Annotated in this window: 16 protein-coding genes; 12 read left to right on the top strand and 4 right to left on the bottom strand. The window is 71.8% G+C overall.

Annotated elements, in window-relative coordinates; genetic code table 11:
- Positions 1–82 precede the first annotated feature (82 nt).
- Positions 83–886 carry an allantoin degradation transcriptional regulator AllR gene (allR, locus tag ACH4NX_RS34685; RefSeq protein WP_279566011.1) on the bottom strand — a complete coding sequence of 268 codons (804 nt, stop codon included), beginning with the start codon at positions 884–886 and terminating at the stop codon, positions 83–85.
- A 233-nt stretch (positions 887–1,119) separates the two neighbouring features.
- Here allR and allB point away from each other — a divergent pair, with 233 nt between their 5' ends.
- Both allB and alc read left to right on the top strand, forming a co-directional pair.
- Complete coding sequence (allB, locus tag ACH4NX_RS34680; protein WP_398130014.1) at positions 1,120–2,457, top strand: allantoinase AllB; 1,338 nt, start codon at positions 1,120–1,122, stop codon at positions 2,455–2,457.
- A 61-nt stretch (positions 2,458–2,518) separates the two neighbouring features.
- The gene (gene alc / locus ACH4NX_RS34675) at positions 2,519–3,649 is read left to right on the top strand and encodes an allantoicase (RefSeq protein WP_351399561.1); all 1,131 of its coding nucleotides are present in this window, start codon (positions 2,519–2,521) and stop codon (positions 3,647–3,649) included.
- 105 nt (positions 3,650–3,754) lie between these two features.
- Here the strand turns inward: alc and ACH4NX_RS34670 are convergent, their stop codons facing one another.
- On the bottom strand, positions 3,755–4,525 hold the full coding sequence (locus tag ACH4NX_RS34670) for an SDR family oxidoreductase (RefSeq protein ID WP_398130013.1): 771 nt from the start codon (positions 4,523–4,525) through the stop codon (positions 3,755–3,757).
- 138 nt (positions 4,526–4,663) lie between these two features.
- On the opposite strand from ACH4NX_RS34670, the gene ACH4NX_RS34665 reads away from it, so the two are divergent.
- A complete protein-coding gene (locus tag ACH4NX_RS34665) occupies positions 4,664–5,290 on the top strand; it encodes a dihydrofolate reductase family protein (protein WP_351399565.1) in 627 nt (208 codons plus the stop codon).
- 143 nt (positions 5,291–5,433) lie between these two features.
- On the top strand, positions 5,434–5,901 hold the full coding sequence (locus ACH4NX_RS34660; protein ID WP_398130012.1) for a ribonuclease domain-containing protein: 468 nt from the start codon (positions 5,434–5,436) through the stop codon (positions 5,899–5,901).
- Positions 5,902–5,935: 34 nt separating this feature from the next.
- On the opposite strand, the gene ACH4NX_RS34655 is transcribed toward ACH4NX_RS34660, so the two are convergent.
- Positions 5,936–6,136 (bottom strand): hypothetical protein, encoded by a 201-nt coding sequence (locus tag ACH4NX_RS34655; RefSeq protein WP_351399569.1) that lies wholly within the window; start codon positions 6,134–6,136, stop codon positions 5,936–5,938.
- A 179-nt stretch (positions 6,137–6,315) separates the two neighbouring features.
- Here ACH4NX_RS34655 and ACH4NX_RS34650 point away from each other — a divergent pair, with 179 nt between their 5' ends.
- A complete protein-coding gene (locus ACH4NX_RS34650) occupies positions 6,316–7,581 on the top strand; it encodes a histidine kinase (protein ID WP_351399571.1) in 1,266 nt (421 codons plus the stop codon).
- A gap of 202 nt (positions 7,582–7,783) precedes the next feature.
- The gene (locus ACH4NX_RS34645; protein WP_398130011.1) at positions 7,784–8,455 is read left to right on the top strand and encodes a response regulator; all 672 of its coding nucleotides are present in this window, start codon (positions 7,784–7,786) and stop codon (positions 8,453–8,455) included.
- Between the two features lie 84 nt (positions 8,456–8,539).
- Here ACH4NX_RS34645 and ACH4NX_RS34640 read toward each other — a convergent pair whose 3' ends face one another.
- Positions 8,540–9,556, bottom strand: a complete 1,017-nt coding sequence (locus ACH4NX_RS34640) for a Gfo/Idh/MocA family oxidoreductase (RefSeq protein WP_351399575.1) — start codon at positions 9,554–9,556, stop codon at positions 8,540–8,542.
- A 129-nt stretch (positions 9,557–9,685) separates the two neighbouring features.
- Here ACH4NX_RS34640 and ACH4NX_RS34635 point away from each other — a divergent pair, with 129 nt between their 5' ends.
- The 6 genes from ACH4NX_RS34635 (at position 9,686) to ACH4NX_RS34610 (ending at position 15,461) form a co-directional block, all read left to right on the top strand.
- On the top strand, positions 9,686–10,423 hold the full coding sequence (locus tag ACH4NX_RS34635) for a myo-inositol degradation transcriptional regulator (RefSeq protein WP_351399612.1): 738 nt from the start codon (positions 9,686–9,688) through the stop codon (positions 10,421–10,423).
- 292 nt (positions 10,424–10,715) lie between these two features.
- The gene (locus ACH4NX_RS34630) at positions 10,716–11,720 is read left to right on the top strand and encodes a sugar ABC transporter substrate-binding protein (RefSeq protein WP_351399577.1); all 1,005 of its coding nucleotides are present in this window, start codon (positions 10,716–10,718) and stop codon (positions 11,718–11,720) included.
- A complete protein-coding gene (locus ACH4NX_RS34625; RefSeq protein ID WP_398130010.1) occupies positions 11,717–12,772 on the top strand; it encodes an ABC transporter permease in 1,056 nt (351 codons plus the stop codon). The genes ACH4NX_RS34630 and ACH4NX_RS34625 overlap by 4 nt, the downstream gene beginning before the upstream one ends.
- Positions 12,769–13,575: an ATP-binding cassette domain-containing protein gene (locus tag ACH4NX_RS34620; protein WP_351399581.1), complete on the top strand. Its 807-nt coding sequence runs from the start codon at positions 12,769–12,771 to the stop codon at positions 13,573–13,575. The genes ACH4NX_RS34625 and ACH4NX_RS34620 overlap by 4 nt, the downstream gene beginning before the upstream one ends.
- 159 nt (positions 13,576–13,734) lie before the next feature.
- Positions 13,735–14,883, top strand: coding sequence for an ROK family glucokinase (locus ACH4NX_RS34615; RefSeq protein ID WP_351399583.1), 1,149 nt, complete (start codon positions 13,735–13,737; stop codon positions 14,881–14,883).
- Entirely contained in the window at positions 14,880–15,461 is a 582-nt protein-coding gene (locus ACH4NX_RS34610; RefSeq protein WP_398130009.1) for a sugar kinase, read from the top strand. Before ACH4NX_RS34615 ends, ACH4NX_RS34610 begins: the two co-directional genes overlap by 4 nt.
- The last annotated feature ends 98 nt before the right edge of the window (positions 15,462–15,559 follow it).

Genomic DNA, 15,559 nt, shown 5'->3' with positions numbered 1-15,559 from the left:
CGCGTGCCGCGTGCCGCGTGACGTGCGACGACCGCCGCCCCCGGCCTCGGTGAGGCCGGGGGCGGCGTGTTCGCGGCGTGGCTCAGGCGGCCGGGTTGCCGTTCGAGGCGAGGAGGGCCTCCGACAGCTCCGCCGCCACCTGCTGGAGCAGCGGCACCATCCGCTCGGTCGCGGTCTCCGTGACCCGGCCGGCCGGACCGGAGATCGAGATGGCGGCCGCGGTGGGGGAGTCCGGCACGGAGACGGCCAGGCAGCGGACGCCGATCTCCTGCTCGTTGTCGTCGATCGCGTATCCCTGGCGCCGCACGTCCTCCAGCGCCGCGATGAAGCCGTCCGGCGTGGTGATCGTCTTCTCGGTCGCGGCCGGCATGCCGGTCCGGCCCAGCAGGGCCCGCACCTCGTCCGCCGGGAAGTCCGCGAGCAGCGCCTTGCCGACGCCGGTGGAGTGCGGCAGGACGCGCCGGCCGACCTCGGTGAACATGCGCATCGAGTGCTTGGACGGCACCTGGGCGACGTACACGATCTCGTCCCCGTCGAGCAGCGCCATGTTCGCGGTCTCGCCGGTCTCCTCCACCAGGCGGGCCAGGTGCGGGCGGGCCCAGGTGCCGAGCAGCCGGGAGGCGGACTCGCCGAGCCGGATCAGGCGGGGGCCGAGCGCGTAGCGGCGGTTGGGCTGCTGGCGTACGTATCCGCAGGCCACGAGGGTGCGCATCAGACGGTGGATGGTCGGCAGCGGCAGCCCGCTGCTCGCGGAGAGCTCGCTGAGGCCGACCTCGCCGCCCGCGTCCGCCATCCGTTCGAGCAGGTCGAAGGCGCGCTCCAGGGACTGGACGCCACCTGTGGCGGACCTGGCGGAGTCGGTGGTGCTGGCGCTGGACGTCGGCACGGCACGTTCCTTTCGGGGCTGGCGGGAGAAAGAAGCGTACCCGGCGGCCGGTTGACTACCGGCTTGTACGTAGCTACGTTCTGCTTGCTGGAATTCTAATTCCGCTTTGTGGAAACGTCCAGGGCGGTGTCGTTGGGCATGCCCGCACAAAGGGTGCCTCTTGACGTCGCGGAACCGGGAATGAAGACTCCTTCAACAGAACGTTGAAATCGGCGGCAGAGAGAGGGGTTCGGGTGTCCGAGGCTGAACTGGCGCTGCGCTCGACGCGCGTCATCACTCCCGAGGGGGTACGCGCCGCGTCGATCGCGGTGACCGGGGGGAAGATCACGGCCGTTCTGCCGTACGACGCCCCCGTCCCGGCGGGCGCCCGGCTGGAGGACGTCGGCGACCACGTCGTCCTGCCCGGTCTGGTCGACACCCATGTGCACGTGAACGACCCCGGGCGCACCGAGTGGGAGGGCTTCTGGACCGCCACCCGCGCCGCGGCGGCCGGCGGCATCACCACCCTCGTCGACATGCCGCTCAACTCCCTCCCGCCGACCACCACCGTCGACCACCTGCGCACCAAGCGCGAGGTCGCCGCCGACAAGGCCCACATCGACGTCGGCTTCTGGGGCGGCGCCCTTCCCGACAACGTCAAGGACCTGCGTCCGCTGCACGAGGCCGGGGTCTTCGGCTTCAAGGCGTTCCTGTCGCCGTCGGGCGTGGACGAGTTCCCGCACCTCGACCAGGAGCAGCTCGCCCGGTCCCTCGCGGAGATCGCCGACCTCGGCGGCCTGCTGATCGTGCACGCGGAGGACCCGCACCACCTGGCCGCGGCCCCGCAGCAGGGCGGTCCCAAGTACACCCACTTCCTCGCCAGCCGCCCGCGCGACGCCGAGGACACCGCGATCGCCGCCCTTCTCGCGCAGGCCAAGCGGTTCGACGCGCGCGTGCACGTGCTCCACCTGTCCTCCGGCGACGCCCTGCCGCTGATCGCCGAGGCCCGTGCCGAGGGCGTGCGGGTCACCGTCGAGACGTGCCCCCACTACCTCACCCTCACCGCCGAGGAAGTGCCGGACGGCGCGAGCGAGTTCAAGTGCTGCCCGCCCATCCGTGAGGCGGCCAACCAGGACCTGCTGTGGCAGGCGCTGGCGGACGGCACGATCGACTGCGTGGTCACCGACCACTCGCCGTCCACCGCCGACCTCAAGACCGACGACTTCGCCACCGCCTGGGGCGGCATAGCCGGCCTCCAGCTCAGCCTGCCGGCCATGTGGACCGCGGCCCGCGAGCGCGGCCTGGGCCTGGAGGACATCGTGCGCTGGATGTCGGCGCACACGGCCCGCCTGGTGGGGCTCGACGCGCACAAGGGCGCCATCGCCGCGGGCCGGGACGCGGACTTCGCGGTCCTCGCCCCCGACGAGACCTTCACCGTCGACCCGGCCGCCCTCCAGCACCGCAACCGCGTCACCGCGTACGCGGGCAAGACCCTGTACGGCGTCGTGAAGTCCACCTGGCTGCGCGGAGAGCGCATCGTGGCGGACGGCGCGTTCACCGAGCCGAAGGGACAGCTCCTCACCCGGCCCTGACGGGTCCGGACCTCCTGAACCCAGATCATCCCGAACGCCCCGAAAGGAACACCTGATCACCGTGACGGCCCAGCAGAAGCCCTCGTTGGCCAGTTTCACCGGCGACGCGAACCCGTACGGAGGCGGCGACCCGTACGCCGACTACCGCACCGCCGACCTCCCCTTCACCCAGTACGCCAACCTTGCCGACCGGCAGCTCGGCGCGGGTGTCGTCGCCGCCAACGACGAGTTCTTCGCCCAGCGAGAGAACCTGCTGGTGCCCGAGCCCGCCGAGTTCGACCCCGAGCACTTCGGGCACAAGGGCAAGGTCATGGACGGCTGGGAGACCCGCCGGCGCCGCGGTGCCTCGGCCGGCCACCCCTGGCCCACCGAGGACGACCACGACTGGGCGCTGATCCGCCTCGGCGCCCCCGGCGTGATCCGCGGCATCGTCGTCGACACCGCCCATTTCCGCGGCAACTACCCACAGGCCGTCTCCGTCGAGGGCACCTCGGTCGCCGGCTCCCCGTCGCCCGGGGAACTGCTCGCGGACGACGTGAAGTGGACGACCCTCGTCCCGCGCACCGCCGTCGGCGGCCACGCGGCCAACGGCTTCGCCGTCTCGGCCGAGCAGCGCTTCACCCACCTGCGGCTCAAGCAGCACCCCGACGGAGGCATCGCCCGCCTGCGCGTGTACGGCGAGGTCGTCCCGGACCCCGCGTGGCTCGCGGCCCTCGGCACCTTCGACGTGGTGGCGCTGGAGAACGGCGGCCAGGTCGAGGACGCCTCCAACCTCTTCTACTCGCCGGCCACCAACACCATCCAGCCGGGGCGCTCCCGCAAGATGGACGACGGCTGGGAGACCCGGCGCCGCCGCGACCAGGGCAACGACTGGATCAGCTACCGCCTGGTGGACCGCGTCCGGATTCGCGCGATCGAGATCGACACGGCCTACCTGAAGGGCAACTCGGCCGGCTGGGCCTCGGTGTCCGTGAAGGACGGCGAGTCGGGCGAGTGGCGCGAGGTCCTGCCGCGCACCCGCATGCAGCCCGACACCAACCACCGGTTCGTGCTGCCCGAGGCGGCCGTCGGCACCCACGCGCGCGTGGACATCTTCCCCGACGGCGGCATCTCCCGCCTGCGCCTGTTCGGCTCCCTGACGGAGGACGGCACCGGCCGCCTGACCGCCCGCCACCAGGAACTCGGCGGCTGACCCACCGCTCACAGACCCGCGGGGCGCACCGGCCGGACAGCACCGGTGCGCCCCGCGCGCATGCCGCCCATCGACGCGGGACCACCGCCTGATGAGGCGTGGCGCCTACGCCGCGTGTCCGCCGTCCACCGCGAACTCCGCGCCCGTGACGTACGCGGCGCCCGCCAGGTACGCCACCGTCGATGCGACCTCGTCCGCGGTGCCGAAACGGCTCAGCGCGGTCAAGGCCGCCTGCGCGTCCGCGTGGGGACCGTCCGCCGGGTTCATGTCGGTGTCGATCGGCCCCGGGTGGACGATGTTCGCCGTGATCCCCCGCGGACCGAGCTCCCTGGCCAGGGCCTTGGTCAGCCCGATCAGCGCCGACTTGCTCATCGCGTACAGCGTCCCGCCCGGACCGGGCACCCGCTGGGTCATGCAGGTGCCGACGGTGATGATCCGGCCGCCCTCGGTCATGCGGGACGCGGCCGCCTGCGAGGTGAGGAAGACCCCGCGGACGTTCACGGCGAGCAGCCGGTCGACATCGGCGAGCGACAGACCGTCGAGCGGGCCGAGCAGGCCCAGACCCACGTTGTTGACCAGCACGTCGGGGTTTCCGCCGAGCGCCTGTGCCGCGCGCTCCACCGCCCCCGCCGCCTCGTCCGCGTCGGCGGAGTCCGCCCGCAGGGCCACCGCCCTGCGCCCCAGTGCCCCGACGGCCCGTACGACGTCCTCGGCCGCGTCCTTGCCGTTGAGGTAGGTGAGGGCCACGTCCGCGCCCTCCCGTGCCAGCCGCAGCGCGGTCGCCGCACCGATGCCGCGGCTGCCGCCCGTCACCAGGGCCGTCCGGCCGGTCAGCGGCGCCGAGGGACGGATGAGTGTTTCCGTGTTCGTGTTCATGGCTCCATCCCAGTGCACCCGCCCCGCACACGCTGGCGGTGAACGGACGTCGACGTGACCGACCGATGAGTCCTCGACGCCGGCGGAGTCTGAACCGGTGACAGCACAAGCCACCGCACCGGAAAGCAGGCACCCGTCATGGGCAAGCTCGTTCTCACCACCTTCCTCTCCCTCGATGGCGTCCACCAGGCCCCCGGCGGGCCCCGGGAGGACACCCGCGACGGCTTCGACCAGGGCGGCTGGACCGTCCCGTACGGCGACGAGGACTTCGGCGGTTTCGTCGACGAGGTGTTCGGCCGGGTCGGCGCCTTCCTCCTCGGCCGCCGTACGTACGAGATCTTCGCCTCCTACTGGCCGAAGATCACCGACCCGGCCGACCCCGTCGCGTCCAAGCTGAACGGTCTGCCGAAGTACGTCGCCTCCACCACCCTCACCGACCCGGGGTGGGCGGGCACGACCGTGCTCGGCGGCGACCTCGCCAAGGAGGTCACCGCGGTGCAGGAGCGCACCGACGGGGAACTCCAGGTGCACGGCAGCGGAGCCCTCGCGAGGTCGCTGCTGGCGCTCGACCTCGTCGACACGGTCCACCTGCTGACCTTCCCCGTGGTGCTCGGCGCGGGGCGCCGCCTGTTCGCGGAGGGCACCCGGCCCACGGCCTTCCGGCACACCGGCGGGCGCGTGACGGCGGCGGGCGTCTCCATTCAGTCGTACGACCTGGCCGGACGCCCGGAGTACGGCTCTTACGAACTGCCGGAGAACGCCTGACCGCGCCCGGGGCGCTTCATCGCCGCCGCTCGGACGGGTGGGGGCGGCGGCGTGCGCACTCGCCGAAAGCACATATGACTTCCCGGGAAACTCCACGACCTTGTCATTGACATGCCATGGTCTACGCGCGTCATCATGAGGTCATGCGATTCCCCCCACGCGCCGCTCGGCTCGGCGCGGCAGCCGCGGTCCTGTCCGCCCTCCTCGTGGGCGGCACCGTCTCCGCGACCACGGCGAACGCCGCCACGGCGGCGAACGCCTCCGCCACCGCGAACGCCGCCACCATGGCCAGTGGTGTCCCCTCGGCGGGCGCAGTCGCCGCGACGGTCGGCGACATCTGTTACAGCGACCTGCCCTCCCAGGCGCACGACACGCTCGACCTGATCGAGCAGGGCGGTCCCTACCCGTTCGAACAGGACGGGACCGTCTTCCAGAACAGGGAGGGCATCCTGCCCGGTCGGTCCACCGGCTACTACCACGAGTACACGGTGATCACTCCCGGCTCCGACACACGCGGTGCCCGCCGCGTCGTCACCGGTGAGGACCACCAGGAGGACTACTACACGGCCGACCACTACGCCTCGTTCGACCTCGTCGACCACGGCTGCTGAGGCGGCGGGCGGTCACGGGGGCGGGCTGCCGGATTCACCGGGACTTCCCGCTCTCGGCGGCGGCGAACAGCGCCAGGGCCAGTACGACGAGGGCCACGCTCGCGTAGATCTCGTAGCCGTCCAGGAAACCGATCCGGTGCACGAATCCCCAGTTCCAGTCGGCGAACTCGTGCACGAGGCCCGCCACGCCCTGCACCAGGGCGAAGAAGCCGATGAAGCCCAGTAGTTCCTTCATGCCCCCGACTCTCGCCCCGCGGTCCCCCCACACGCATCGGCCGCGGGGCGAGCCCCGTCCTACCGAAGTACCCGTTCCCCGTCGTCCGGCGCGCCGAAAGTCGGCGGTTCCCCGACCTCGGTCGGCGATCCCGTACGCACGGCGGTCACGGGGCCCGGTGCTGCGTAGATTCGTCGACTGTGAACAAAGAAAGGCAGGCGCGGATCACCCCGGCGTTCCCGGAGCGTCGCTGGCTGCTGCCCTCGGCGCTGATCGCACAGCTCGACCCGAGCCCGGGTCCCGAAGCGTCCGGAGGGGGGTCCCGGCGGCACCGGCGGACCGCACGCGACTGGACCGTCGACTTCAGCTGCTTCCTGATCGCCGTCGTGATCGGCATCCTCAGCGCGGACGCGCTGGAGAACGAGCCGCACCTGCCGCATTCCATGGAGGTCGCCGACCAGGTGATCGGCGCCCTCGCCTGCGCCGCCGTCTGGCTCAGGCGCCGGTGGCCGGTCGCACTCGCCGTGGCCATGCTGCCCATCGGCTTCCTCTCGGTCACGTCGAGCGGCACCGCGCTGGTCTCCCTCTTCACCGTGGCCGTGCACCGGCCCTTCCGGTACGTGGCCTGGGTGGCGGGCGCGCACATCGTGGTCCAGCCCGTCTTCTACTGGGTGCGCCCCGACCCCGAGCTGCCCTACCTCGGGGTCGTCTTCTTCGGCATCCTGCTCGCCGCCGCGGTGGCGGGCTGGGGCATGCTCGCCCGCTCCAAGCGGCAGCTCATGCTCAGCCTGCGCGACCGGGCCCGGCGCGCCGAGACGGAGGCCCGGCTCCGTGCCGAGCAGGCGCAACGGCTGGCCCGGGAGGCCATCGCCCGCGAGATGCACGACGTCCTCGCACACCGGCTGACACTGCTCAGCGTGCACGCGGGCGCCCTGGAGTTCCGGCCGGACGCGTCCCGCGAGGACGTGGTGCGAGCGGCCGGCGTCATCCGCGAGAGCGCGCACGACGCCCTTCAGGACCTGCGGGAGATCATCGGCGTCCTGCGGGCCGCGGAGCCCGATGACTCCGGGCGTCCCCAGCCGACGCTCGCGGCGCTCGACGCCCTGGTCGCCGAGTCCCGCGAAGCGGGCATGAAGGTCGCCCTCGCGGGAGGCGTCACCGACCCCGCCGCCGTGCCCGCGTCCGTCGGCCGCACCGCCTACCGCATCGCCCAGGAGGCACTGACCAACGCGCGCAAGCACGCCCCAGGCACCGAGGTCACCGTCTCCGTCACCGGAGCGCCCGGAGACGGTCTCGTCATCACCGTGCGCAACGCCCCGCCCGAGGGTGAGGTGCCCGACGTGCCCGGCTCGGGACAGGGCCTGATCGGGCTGACCGAGCGCGCCACCCTCGCGGGCGGCGCCCTGGACCACGGCCCCACCCCCGAGGGCGGCTTCGCGGTACGGGCGCGGCTGCCGTGGGGGTGAGCCGGGCGGTCGTGGGGGGAGGACCGTCATCGGGTGCGTCGGGTGCGTCGGGTGCGTCGGGTGCGTCGGGTGCGTCGGGTGCGTCGAGCCCGTTGCGGTCGCTGGGGTCGCTGGGGTCGCCGAGGCCGTCGCAGTTCCCGAAGCCGCCGGAATCGCGGAAGGAACCAAGTCGGCCACCGGCAGCCGTGATTACGTAGGCCGTATGACTGTGATCAGACTGCTCCTCGTCGACGACGACCCGCTGGTGCGGGCCGGGTTGTCGTTCATGCTGGGCGGCGCCGACGACGTCGAGATCGTCGGCGAGGCCGCCGACGGCGACGAGGTCGAGGCCCTCGTCGACCGCACCCGCCCGGACGTCGTCCTCATGGACATCCGGATGCCGGTGGTGGACGGTCTGACCGCCACCGAGCGGCTGCGGGGCCGCCCGGACGCCCCGCAGGTCGTCGTGCTCACCACCTTCCACGCGGACGAGCAGGTGCTGCGGGCCCTGCGCGCCGGTGCCGCCGGGTTCGTCCTCAAGGACACCCCGCCCCCCGAGATCCTCGACGCGGTGCGCAGGGTCGCGGCCGGCGACCCCGTCCTGTCGCCCGCCGTGACCCGGCGGCTGATGGAGCACGCGGCCGACGCCGCCGCCGACACCAGACGCACGCGCGCGCGTACGCGCATCGCCGCCCTCAACGACCGCGAGCGTGAGGTCGCCGTCGCCGTCGGCCGAGGCATGGCCAACGCCGCCATCGCGGCGGAACTCTTCATGAGCGTCGCCACCGTCAAGACGCACGTCTCCCGCGTCCTGGCCAAGCTCGACCTCAACAACCGGGTGCAGATCGCGCTCTTGGCGTACGACGCGGGACTTCTGGAGGAATACGAGACGTAGAGGGAGGACGGACACCGGCCGGCGGACGTACCCGTTCACGGTGCGGGAGCACAGGGGGCCGCCCGCCCGATCCGGCCCCGCCCCTCACCCGGACGCCGGAGCCCCGGGGACCTCCGCCAGCCGCACCGCTCTGCGCTCGCGCCGGGAGATCTCGCAGGCCTCGGCGATCCGCAGGGCCTGCAGCGCCTCGCGCCCGTCGCACGGATTGGCCCGCTCACCGCGCACGACCTCCACGAACGTGGCCAGCTCCGCCTCGTAGGCGGGCCCGAACCGTTCCACGAAGCCGGTCCACGGCTTGTCCGCGGCCGGCGGCCCGTGCGGCTCGGTCGAGGCGATCGGCGTGCGGTCGTCCAGGCCCACGACGATCTGGTCCAGCTCCCCGGCCAGCTCCATGCGGACGTCGTACCCCGCGCCGTTCAGCCGCGTCGCCGTCACCGTGGCCAGCGTGCCGTCCTCCAGGGTGAGGAGCGCCGCGCCCGTGTCCACGTCGTCGGCCGCGCGGAACATCGCCGGCCCGGCGTCGGACCCGGCGGCGTACACATCGGTGATCTCCCGGCCGGTCACCCAGCGCAGGATGTCGAAGTCGTGGATGAGCGTGTCCCGGTAGAGCCCGCCGGACTGCGGCAGATACGCGGCCGGCGGCGGCGCCTGGTCGCTGGTCACGGCCCGGACGGTGTGCAGCCGGCCGAGCCGCCCGGACCGTACCGCCTCACGGGCGCCCGTGTAGCCGGCGTCGAAGCGACGCTGGAACCCCATCTGCAGAATCGTCCCGGCGGCCTCCACCTCGGCGATCGCCTGCAGCGTGCCCGGCAGGTCCAGCGCGATGGGCTTCTCGCAGAACACCGGTAAACCCGAGCGCGCCGCCCGACCGATCAGTTCGGCGTGGGCCGGCGTCGCCGTGGTGATCACCACGGCGTCCACGCCCCACTGGAAGATCTCGTCGACTCCTGGTGCCGCCGTCTCGCCCAGCCGGTTGGCCAGGTCCTGGGCCCGCGCCAGGTCCGCGTCCGTGAGGATCAGGGATCCCACGTCGCGATGGCGGCTGAGCGTGTTGGCGTGAACGGTGCCGATGCGGCCCGTTCCGATGACCCCGATGCGCATGGAATCAAAGTGGGCTCACAGCGCATGCGCTGTCAATGCGTATGTCCGGACAATCGAACTGCACAACTTCCCGTCAACAGCGCACGGAGCTACGCTCGGCCCGTGCCGAAACCAGAAGTGGACCCCACCGTGTCGCTGGAGCTCAGCGTGGATCGCAGCAGCCCCGTGCCGCTGTACTTCCAGCTGTCGCAGCAACTGGAGGCGGCGATCGAGCACGGCGCGCTGACCCCCGGCAGCCTGCTGGGCAACGAGATCGAGCTGGCCGCGCGGCTCGGTCTGTCCCGTCCCACGGTCCGCCAGGCCATCCAGTCGCTCGTCGACAAGGGCCTGCTGGTGCGCCGCAGGGGTGTCGGCACCCAGGTGGTGCACAGCAAGGTCAAGCGCCCGCTCGAGCTCAGCAGTCTCTACGACGACCTGGAGGCGGCGGGGCAACGTCCGGCCACGAAAGTGCTGGTCAACACCGTCGTCCCCGCGACCGCCGAGGTCGCCGCCGCGCTCGGTGTCGCCGAGGAGAGCGACGTGCACCGGGTGGAGCGGCTGCGGCTGACGCACGGGGAGCCGATGGCGCATCTGTGCAACTACCTGCCGCCGGGTCTCTTCGACCTGGACACCGAGCAGCTGGAGGCCACGGGTCTGTACCGGCTGATGCGGGCCGCCGGGATCACCCTGCACAGTGCCCGCCAGTCCATCGGCGCCCGCGCCGCCACCGCCGGCGAGGCCGAGCGGCTCGGTGAGGACGAGGGTGCCCCCCTGCTCACCATGGAGCGCACGACGTTCGACGATACGGGACGCGCGGTCGAGTTCGGCGCGCACACCTACCGGCCGTCCCGCTACTCCTTCGAGTTCCAGCTCCTCGTACGGTCCTGACCGGCCGCCGACGGCACGGAGCGGCCCCGAGTCCGCCGCCCGGTGCGCCGCGTCGGCCGCTGCCCGGTGCGCCTCCCCCCGTGCCGCCGCCCGGTGCGCCGCCCGGTACGCGGCGTGATTCGCCGTGCGAGTTCGTCGCATTGTCCGGACAATGTGTCCGACGCCTGCTCCCCGGCGCCGAGTGATCGTTCTCCATGTCGGACAATGGGGCGTTTGGGGTTTCGAGAACCCGGCCGGGTTCCCGCGGAACCCCGGCACGCACAGCACGGCACAGCAAGAAGGGCACGGCCTCGTGGCACGGTTTCGGACCTGGGTAGGCATAGCGCTGGCAGGGGCACTGTCGGTGTCCCTGGCCGGCTGCAGCAGTACGGGCGGCAAGCGCGCCGAGGACGCCCGCAAGGCCGCGTCGGCCCAGGGGAAGGCGGCGGTGGACACGCCCCGCTGGACCTTCGCGATGATCACTCACTCGGGTGATGGCGACTCGTTCTGGGACATCGTCCAGAGCGGCGCCGAGCAGGCCGCGTTGAAGGACAACATCAACTTCCTGTACTCCCAGGACGACGAGGGCCAGCAGCAGGCGCAGCTCGTGAACGCGGCCATCGACAAGAAGGTCGACGGGATCATCGTCACCCTCGCCAAGCCCGCCGCGATGAAGTCGGCCCTGGCCCGTGCGCAGAAGGCGGGCATCCCCGTGATCACCGTGAACTCCGGCTCCGAGGAGTCCAAGGAGTTCGGCGCCCTCACCCACATCGGCCAGGACGAGACGATCGCCGGTGAGGCGGTCGGCGAGGAGCTGAACGAGCGCGGGCGCGAGCAGGCGGTCTGCGTGCTGCACGAGCAGGGCAACGTCGGTCACGAGCAGCGCTGCGACGGCGTGGAGAAGAGCTTCGAGGGCAAGGTCGAGCGGCTCTACGTCAACGGCACCAGCATGCCGGACGTGCAGTCCGCCATCGAGGCCAAGCTCCAGACCGACAAGGCCGTCGACGCCGTGGTCACCCTCGGCGCCCCCTACGCCGCCACCGCCGTGAAGGCCAAGCAGGGCGCGGGCAGCAAGGCCGAGATCGACACCTTCGACCTCAACGCCAAGGTGGCCGCCGGGCTGGAGGACGGCACCCTCGGGTTCGCCGTCGACCAGCAGCCCTACCTCCAGGGCTACGAGGCGGTCGACCTGCTGTGGCTGTACAAGTACAACGCCGACGTCCTCGGCGGCGGCCGGCCGGTGCTCACCGGGCCGCAGGTCATCACCAAGGACGACGCCGCCGCGCTGGCCGACTACACGAGGCGGGGCACCCGATGAGCGCCGGCACGGACGCGGCGGCCGCCGGCCAAAGCGCTGACGAAAGGATTCTGCACGCCTCTCCGCTGCGGAAACTGCTGGGCCGCCCGGAGCTGGGCTCCGTGGTCGGCGCGATCGCGGTCTTCGTCTTCTTCGCGTTCTTCGCCGACAGCTTCCTGCGTGCCACGAGCCTCAGTACGGTGCTCTACGCCGCCTCGACGATCGGCATCATGGCCGTCCCGGTGGCGCTGCTGATGATCGGCGGCGAGTTCGACCTGTCCGCGGGCGTCATGGTCACCTCGTCGGCCCTGGTGTCGTCGATGTTCAGCTACCAGATGACCGCCAACGTCTGGGTCGGTGTCGGCGTCTCCCTGCTGGTCACCCTGGCACTGGGCGTCTTCAACGGCTTCATGCTCACCCGCACCAGGCTGCCCAGCTTCATCATCACGCTCGGCACCTTCCTGATGCTGACCGGCCTGAACCTCGGCTTCACCAAGCTGATCGGCGGCACCGTCTCCACCAAGACGATCGCCGACATGGAGGGCTTCGACTCCGCCCGTGAGATCTTCGCCTCCACCCTCACCATCGGCGGTGTCGGCTTCAAGGTCACCATCCTGTGGTGGCTCGCCCTGGTCGCCGTCGCCAGCTGGATCCTGCTGCGCACCCGCGCCGGCAACTGGATCTTCGCCGTCGGCGGCAACAGGGACGCCGCCCGCGCGGTCGGCGTGCCGGTCAACAGGACGAAGATCGGCCTGTACATGGGAGTGGCCCTCGGCGCCTGGATCTCGGGCCAGCACCTGCTCTTCTCCTACGACGTCGTCCAGTCCGGCGAGGGCGTCGGCAACGAGCTGATCTACATCATCGCGGCCGTCATCGGCGGCTGTCTGATCACCGGCGGTTACGGCAGCGCCGTCGGCTCGGCGGTCGGCGCCCTCATCTTCGGCATGACCAGCAAGGGCATCGTCTTCGCCGAGTGGAACCCCGACTGGTTCAAGTTCTTCCTCGGAGCGATGCTGCTCCTCGCGACCCTGCTCAACGCCTGGGTCCGCAAGCGCGCGGAGGCCACCAAGTGACGCAGACCGAAAGCGGTACGCCGCGCAGCCGCACGGCACTCGTCGAGCTGTCCGGCGTCAGCAAGAACTACGGGAACGTCCGCGCCCTGGAGGGGGTGTCGCTGGAGGTGCACGCGGGTGACATCACCTGCGTGCTCGGCGACAACGGCGCCGGCAAGTCGACGCTCATCAAGATCATCTCCGGCCTGCACCAGCACGACGGCGGCACACTGAGCCTCGACGGCGAGGAGACCCGCCTCTCCTCCCCGCGCGAGGCACTGGACCGCGGCATCGCCACCGTCTACCAGGACCTGGCCGTGGTCCCCCTCATGCCGGTCTGGCGCAACTTCTTCCTCGGCTCCGAGCCGCGCAAGGGCGTCGCCCCGTTCAAGCGCATGGACGTCGACCACATGCGCCGCACCACCCGCGCGGAACTCCTCCGCATGGGCATCGACCTGCGCGACGTCGACCAGCCCATCGGCACCCTCTCCGGCGGCGAGCGCCAGTGCGTGGCGATCGCCCGCGCGGTGTACTTCGGCGCGAAGGTACTGGTGCTGGACGAGCCGACGGCGGCGCTGGGCGTGAAGCAGTCCGGCGTGGTCCTGAAGTATGTGGCGGCGGCACGGGACCAGGGCCTGGGTGTTGTGTTGATCACCCACAACCCGCACCACGCGTACCTGGTGGGAGACAGGTTCGTCCTGCTGAAGCGCGGCACGATGGTGGCCAATCAGCCGCGTGACGAGGTCACGCTGGACGAGCTGACCCAGCAGATGGCCGGTGGGACGGAGCTGGACGACCTACGTCATGAACTGGAACGCCGATGACGGGCGCGGGGCCGTATCGATGAGCGGCTCCGCCGTGCGCGCGACCAGCCATGCCGTGCGCGTGACCAGCCACGACGCACCCGCGCCCGGCGACGGACCGCTCCCCTCGCCCCCTGTCCATTCGGCACCCAGCGTGAGCGTGCGGCACAATCGCACCCGATGAGCACCTACCGCGACCTCACCGCCCCCATCGGCTCCCGCCGCGCCCCGGTCCTGCGCACCGTGGGTACGAGGGAACGCCGCTCGCACCTCACGGCACCCCGCGTGCCGACGGTCGGCATCGACATCGGCGGTACGAAAGTCATGGCGGGCGTCGTGGACGCCGACGGCAACATCCTGGAGAAGCTCCGCACGGAGACCCCCGACAAGTCCAAGAGTCCCAAGGTCGTCGAGGACACCATCGTCGAACTGGTCCTGGACCTCTCCGACCGGCACGACGTGCACGCCGTCGGCATCGGCGCGGCCGGCTGGGTCGACGCCGACCGCAACCGGGTGCTGTTCGCCCCCCACCTGTCCTGGCGCAACGAACCGCTGCGCGACCGCATCGCCGGCCGCCTCGCGGTCCCCGTCCTGGTGGACAACGACGCGAACACCGCCGCCTGGGCCGAGTGGCGCTTCGGCGCCGGCCGCGGCGAGGACCACCTCGTCATGATCACGCTCGGTACCGGCATCGGCGGCGCGATCCTGGAGGACGGCCAGGTCAAACGCGGCAAGTACGGCGTCGCCGGCGAGTTCGGCCACATGCAGGTCGTCCCCGGCGGCCACCGCTGCCCGTGCGGCAACCGCGGCTGCTGGGAGCAGTACAGCTCCGGGAACGCCCTGGTCAGAGAGGCCCGCGAGCTGGCCGCCGCCGACTCGCCGGTGGCGTACGGGATCATCGAGCACGTCAAGGGCAGCATCGGCGACATCACCGGCCCGATGATCACCGAGCTGGCCCGCGACGGCGACGCCATGTGCGTCGAACTGCTCCAGGACATCGGACAGTGGCTCGGCGTCGGCATCGCGAACCTCGCCGCGGCCCTCGACCCGTCCTGCTTCGTGATCGGCGGCGGGGTCAGCGCCGCCGACGACCTGCTGATCGGCCCCGCGCGCGACGCCTTCAAACGCCAGCTCACCGGCCGCGGCTACCGCCCCGAGGCGCGCATCGTCCGCGCCCAGCTCGGCCCCGAGGCCGGCATGGTGGGCGCCGCCGACCTGTCCCGGCTGGTCGCCCGCCGGTTCCGCCGCGCCAAGCGGCGCCGGGTGGAGCGCTACGAGCGCTACGAGCGGTACGCGGAGGCCCGCCGCACGCCCGGGGAGTCGCTGTGACGGATTCCCTGCCGCACCAGGCCGGGCCCCCGCAGGACCCCGGCCCTCCGGCGGAGGGCCGTCGGCGCATGATCCGCCGCCGGTCGCTCACCCTGCTCACCATCGTGCTGCTCATCGGCATCCCGGCCGGCTACCTCGTGATCTCCGCCAACCAGAGCCGCGACAGCGGCAGGGAGAAGGAGGCGAAGTACGCGGCGACCGGCATGACCGAGGGCTGGCCGTCCAAGCTGCAGCGCCGCATCTACGAGCTGCCCGTCCCGGTCCCGTCCGACGAGGTCGCCTACTACGAGACGAACAACTGGAAGACCAGCCGTCTCTACGTCCAGTTCGAGACCACCGGCGCCGGTCTGGACGCCTTCCTGGCGGGACTGGGCGTCGACCGGGACGCGCTGGAGAAGGACAAGATCGCCATCAGTGACCGTGCCCAGCAGGTCACCGGATGGGAGTTCGGCGGGTCCGGCTCCTGGTGGGGCCTCGTCAACGAGCAGCCGAACCCGGCGCCCACCCACGACGTCGTCGTGAACATGCGCAATCCGGACTACCCGATGGTGTACGTCGTCTCCCGCACGGTTCCCTGACCGCGTACGTACGACGGCGACCGCGTACGTGCGACGGCGACCGCGTACGTGCGACGGCGACCGCTGCGTACGGCGGCCGTGGCCCGGCAGGCCGCCGG

Source organism: Streptomyces sp. NPDC017225 (genome assembly GCF_044331465.1).
Lineage (GTDB): Bacteria > Actinomycetota > Actinomycetes > Streptomycetales > Streptomycetaceae > Streptomyces.
The sequence above is the reverse complement of the archived record's forward strand: the minus strand, read 5'-3'. Positions and strand labels throughout refer to the sequence as shown.

Bases quoted from the DNA above. Each gene is read 5' to 3' on its own strand.
- ACH4NX_RS34670 (WP_398130013.1), bottom strand. From the start codon at position 4,525: ATGAACACGAACACGGAAACACTCATCCGTCCCTCGGCGCCGCTGACC.
- ACH4NX_RS34665 (WP_351399565.1), top strand. From the start codon at position 4,664: ATGGGCAAGCTCGTTCTCACCACCTTCCTCTCCCTCGATGGCGTCCAC.
- ACH4NX_RS34660 (WP_398130012.1), top strand. From the start codon at position 5,434: ATGCGATTCCCCCCACGCGCCGCTCGGCTCGGCGCGGCAGCCGCGGTC.
- ACH4NX_RS34655 (WP_351399569.1), bottom strand. From the start codon at position 6,136: ATGAAGGAACTACTGGGCTTCATCGGCTTCTTCGCCCTGGTGCAGGGC.
- ACH4NX_RS34645 (WP_398130011.1), top strand. From the start codon at position 7,784: ATGACTGTGATCAGACTGCTCCTCGTCGACGACGACCCGCTGGTGCGG.
- ACH4NX_RS34640 (WP_351399575.1), bottom strand. From the start codon at position 9,556: ATGCGCATCGGGGTCATCGGAACGGGCCGCATCGGCACCGTTCACGCC.
- ACH4NX_RS34625 (WP_398130010.1), top strand. From the start codon at position 11,717: ATGAGCGCCGGCACGGACGCGGCGGCCGCCGGCCAAAGCGCTGACGAA.
- ACH4NX_RS34615 (WP_351399583.1), top strand. From the start codon at position 13,735: ATGAGCACCTACCGCGACCTCACCGCCCCCATCGGCTCCCGCCGCGCC.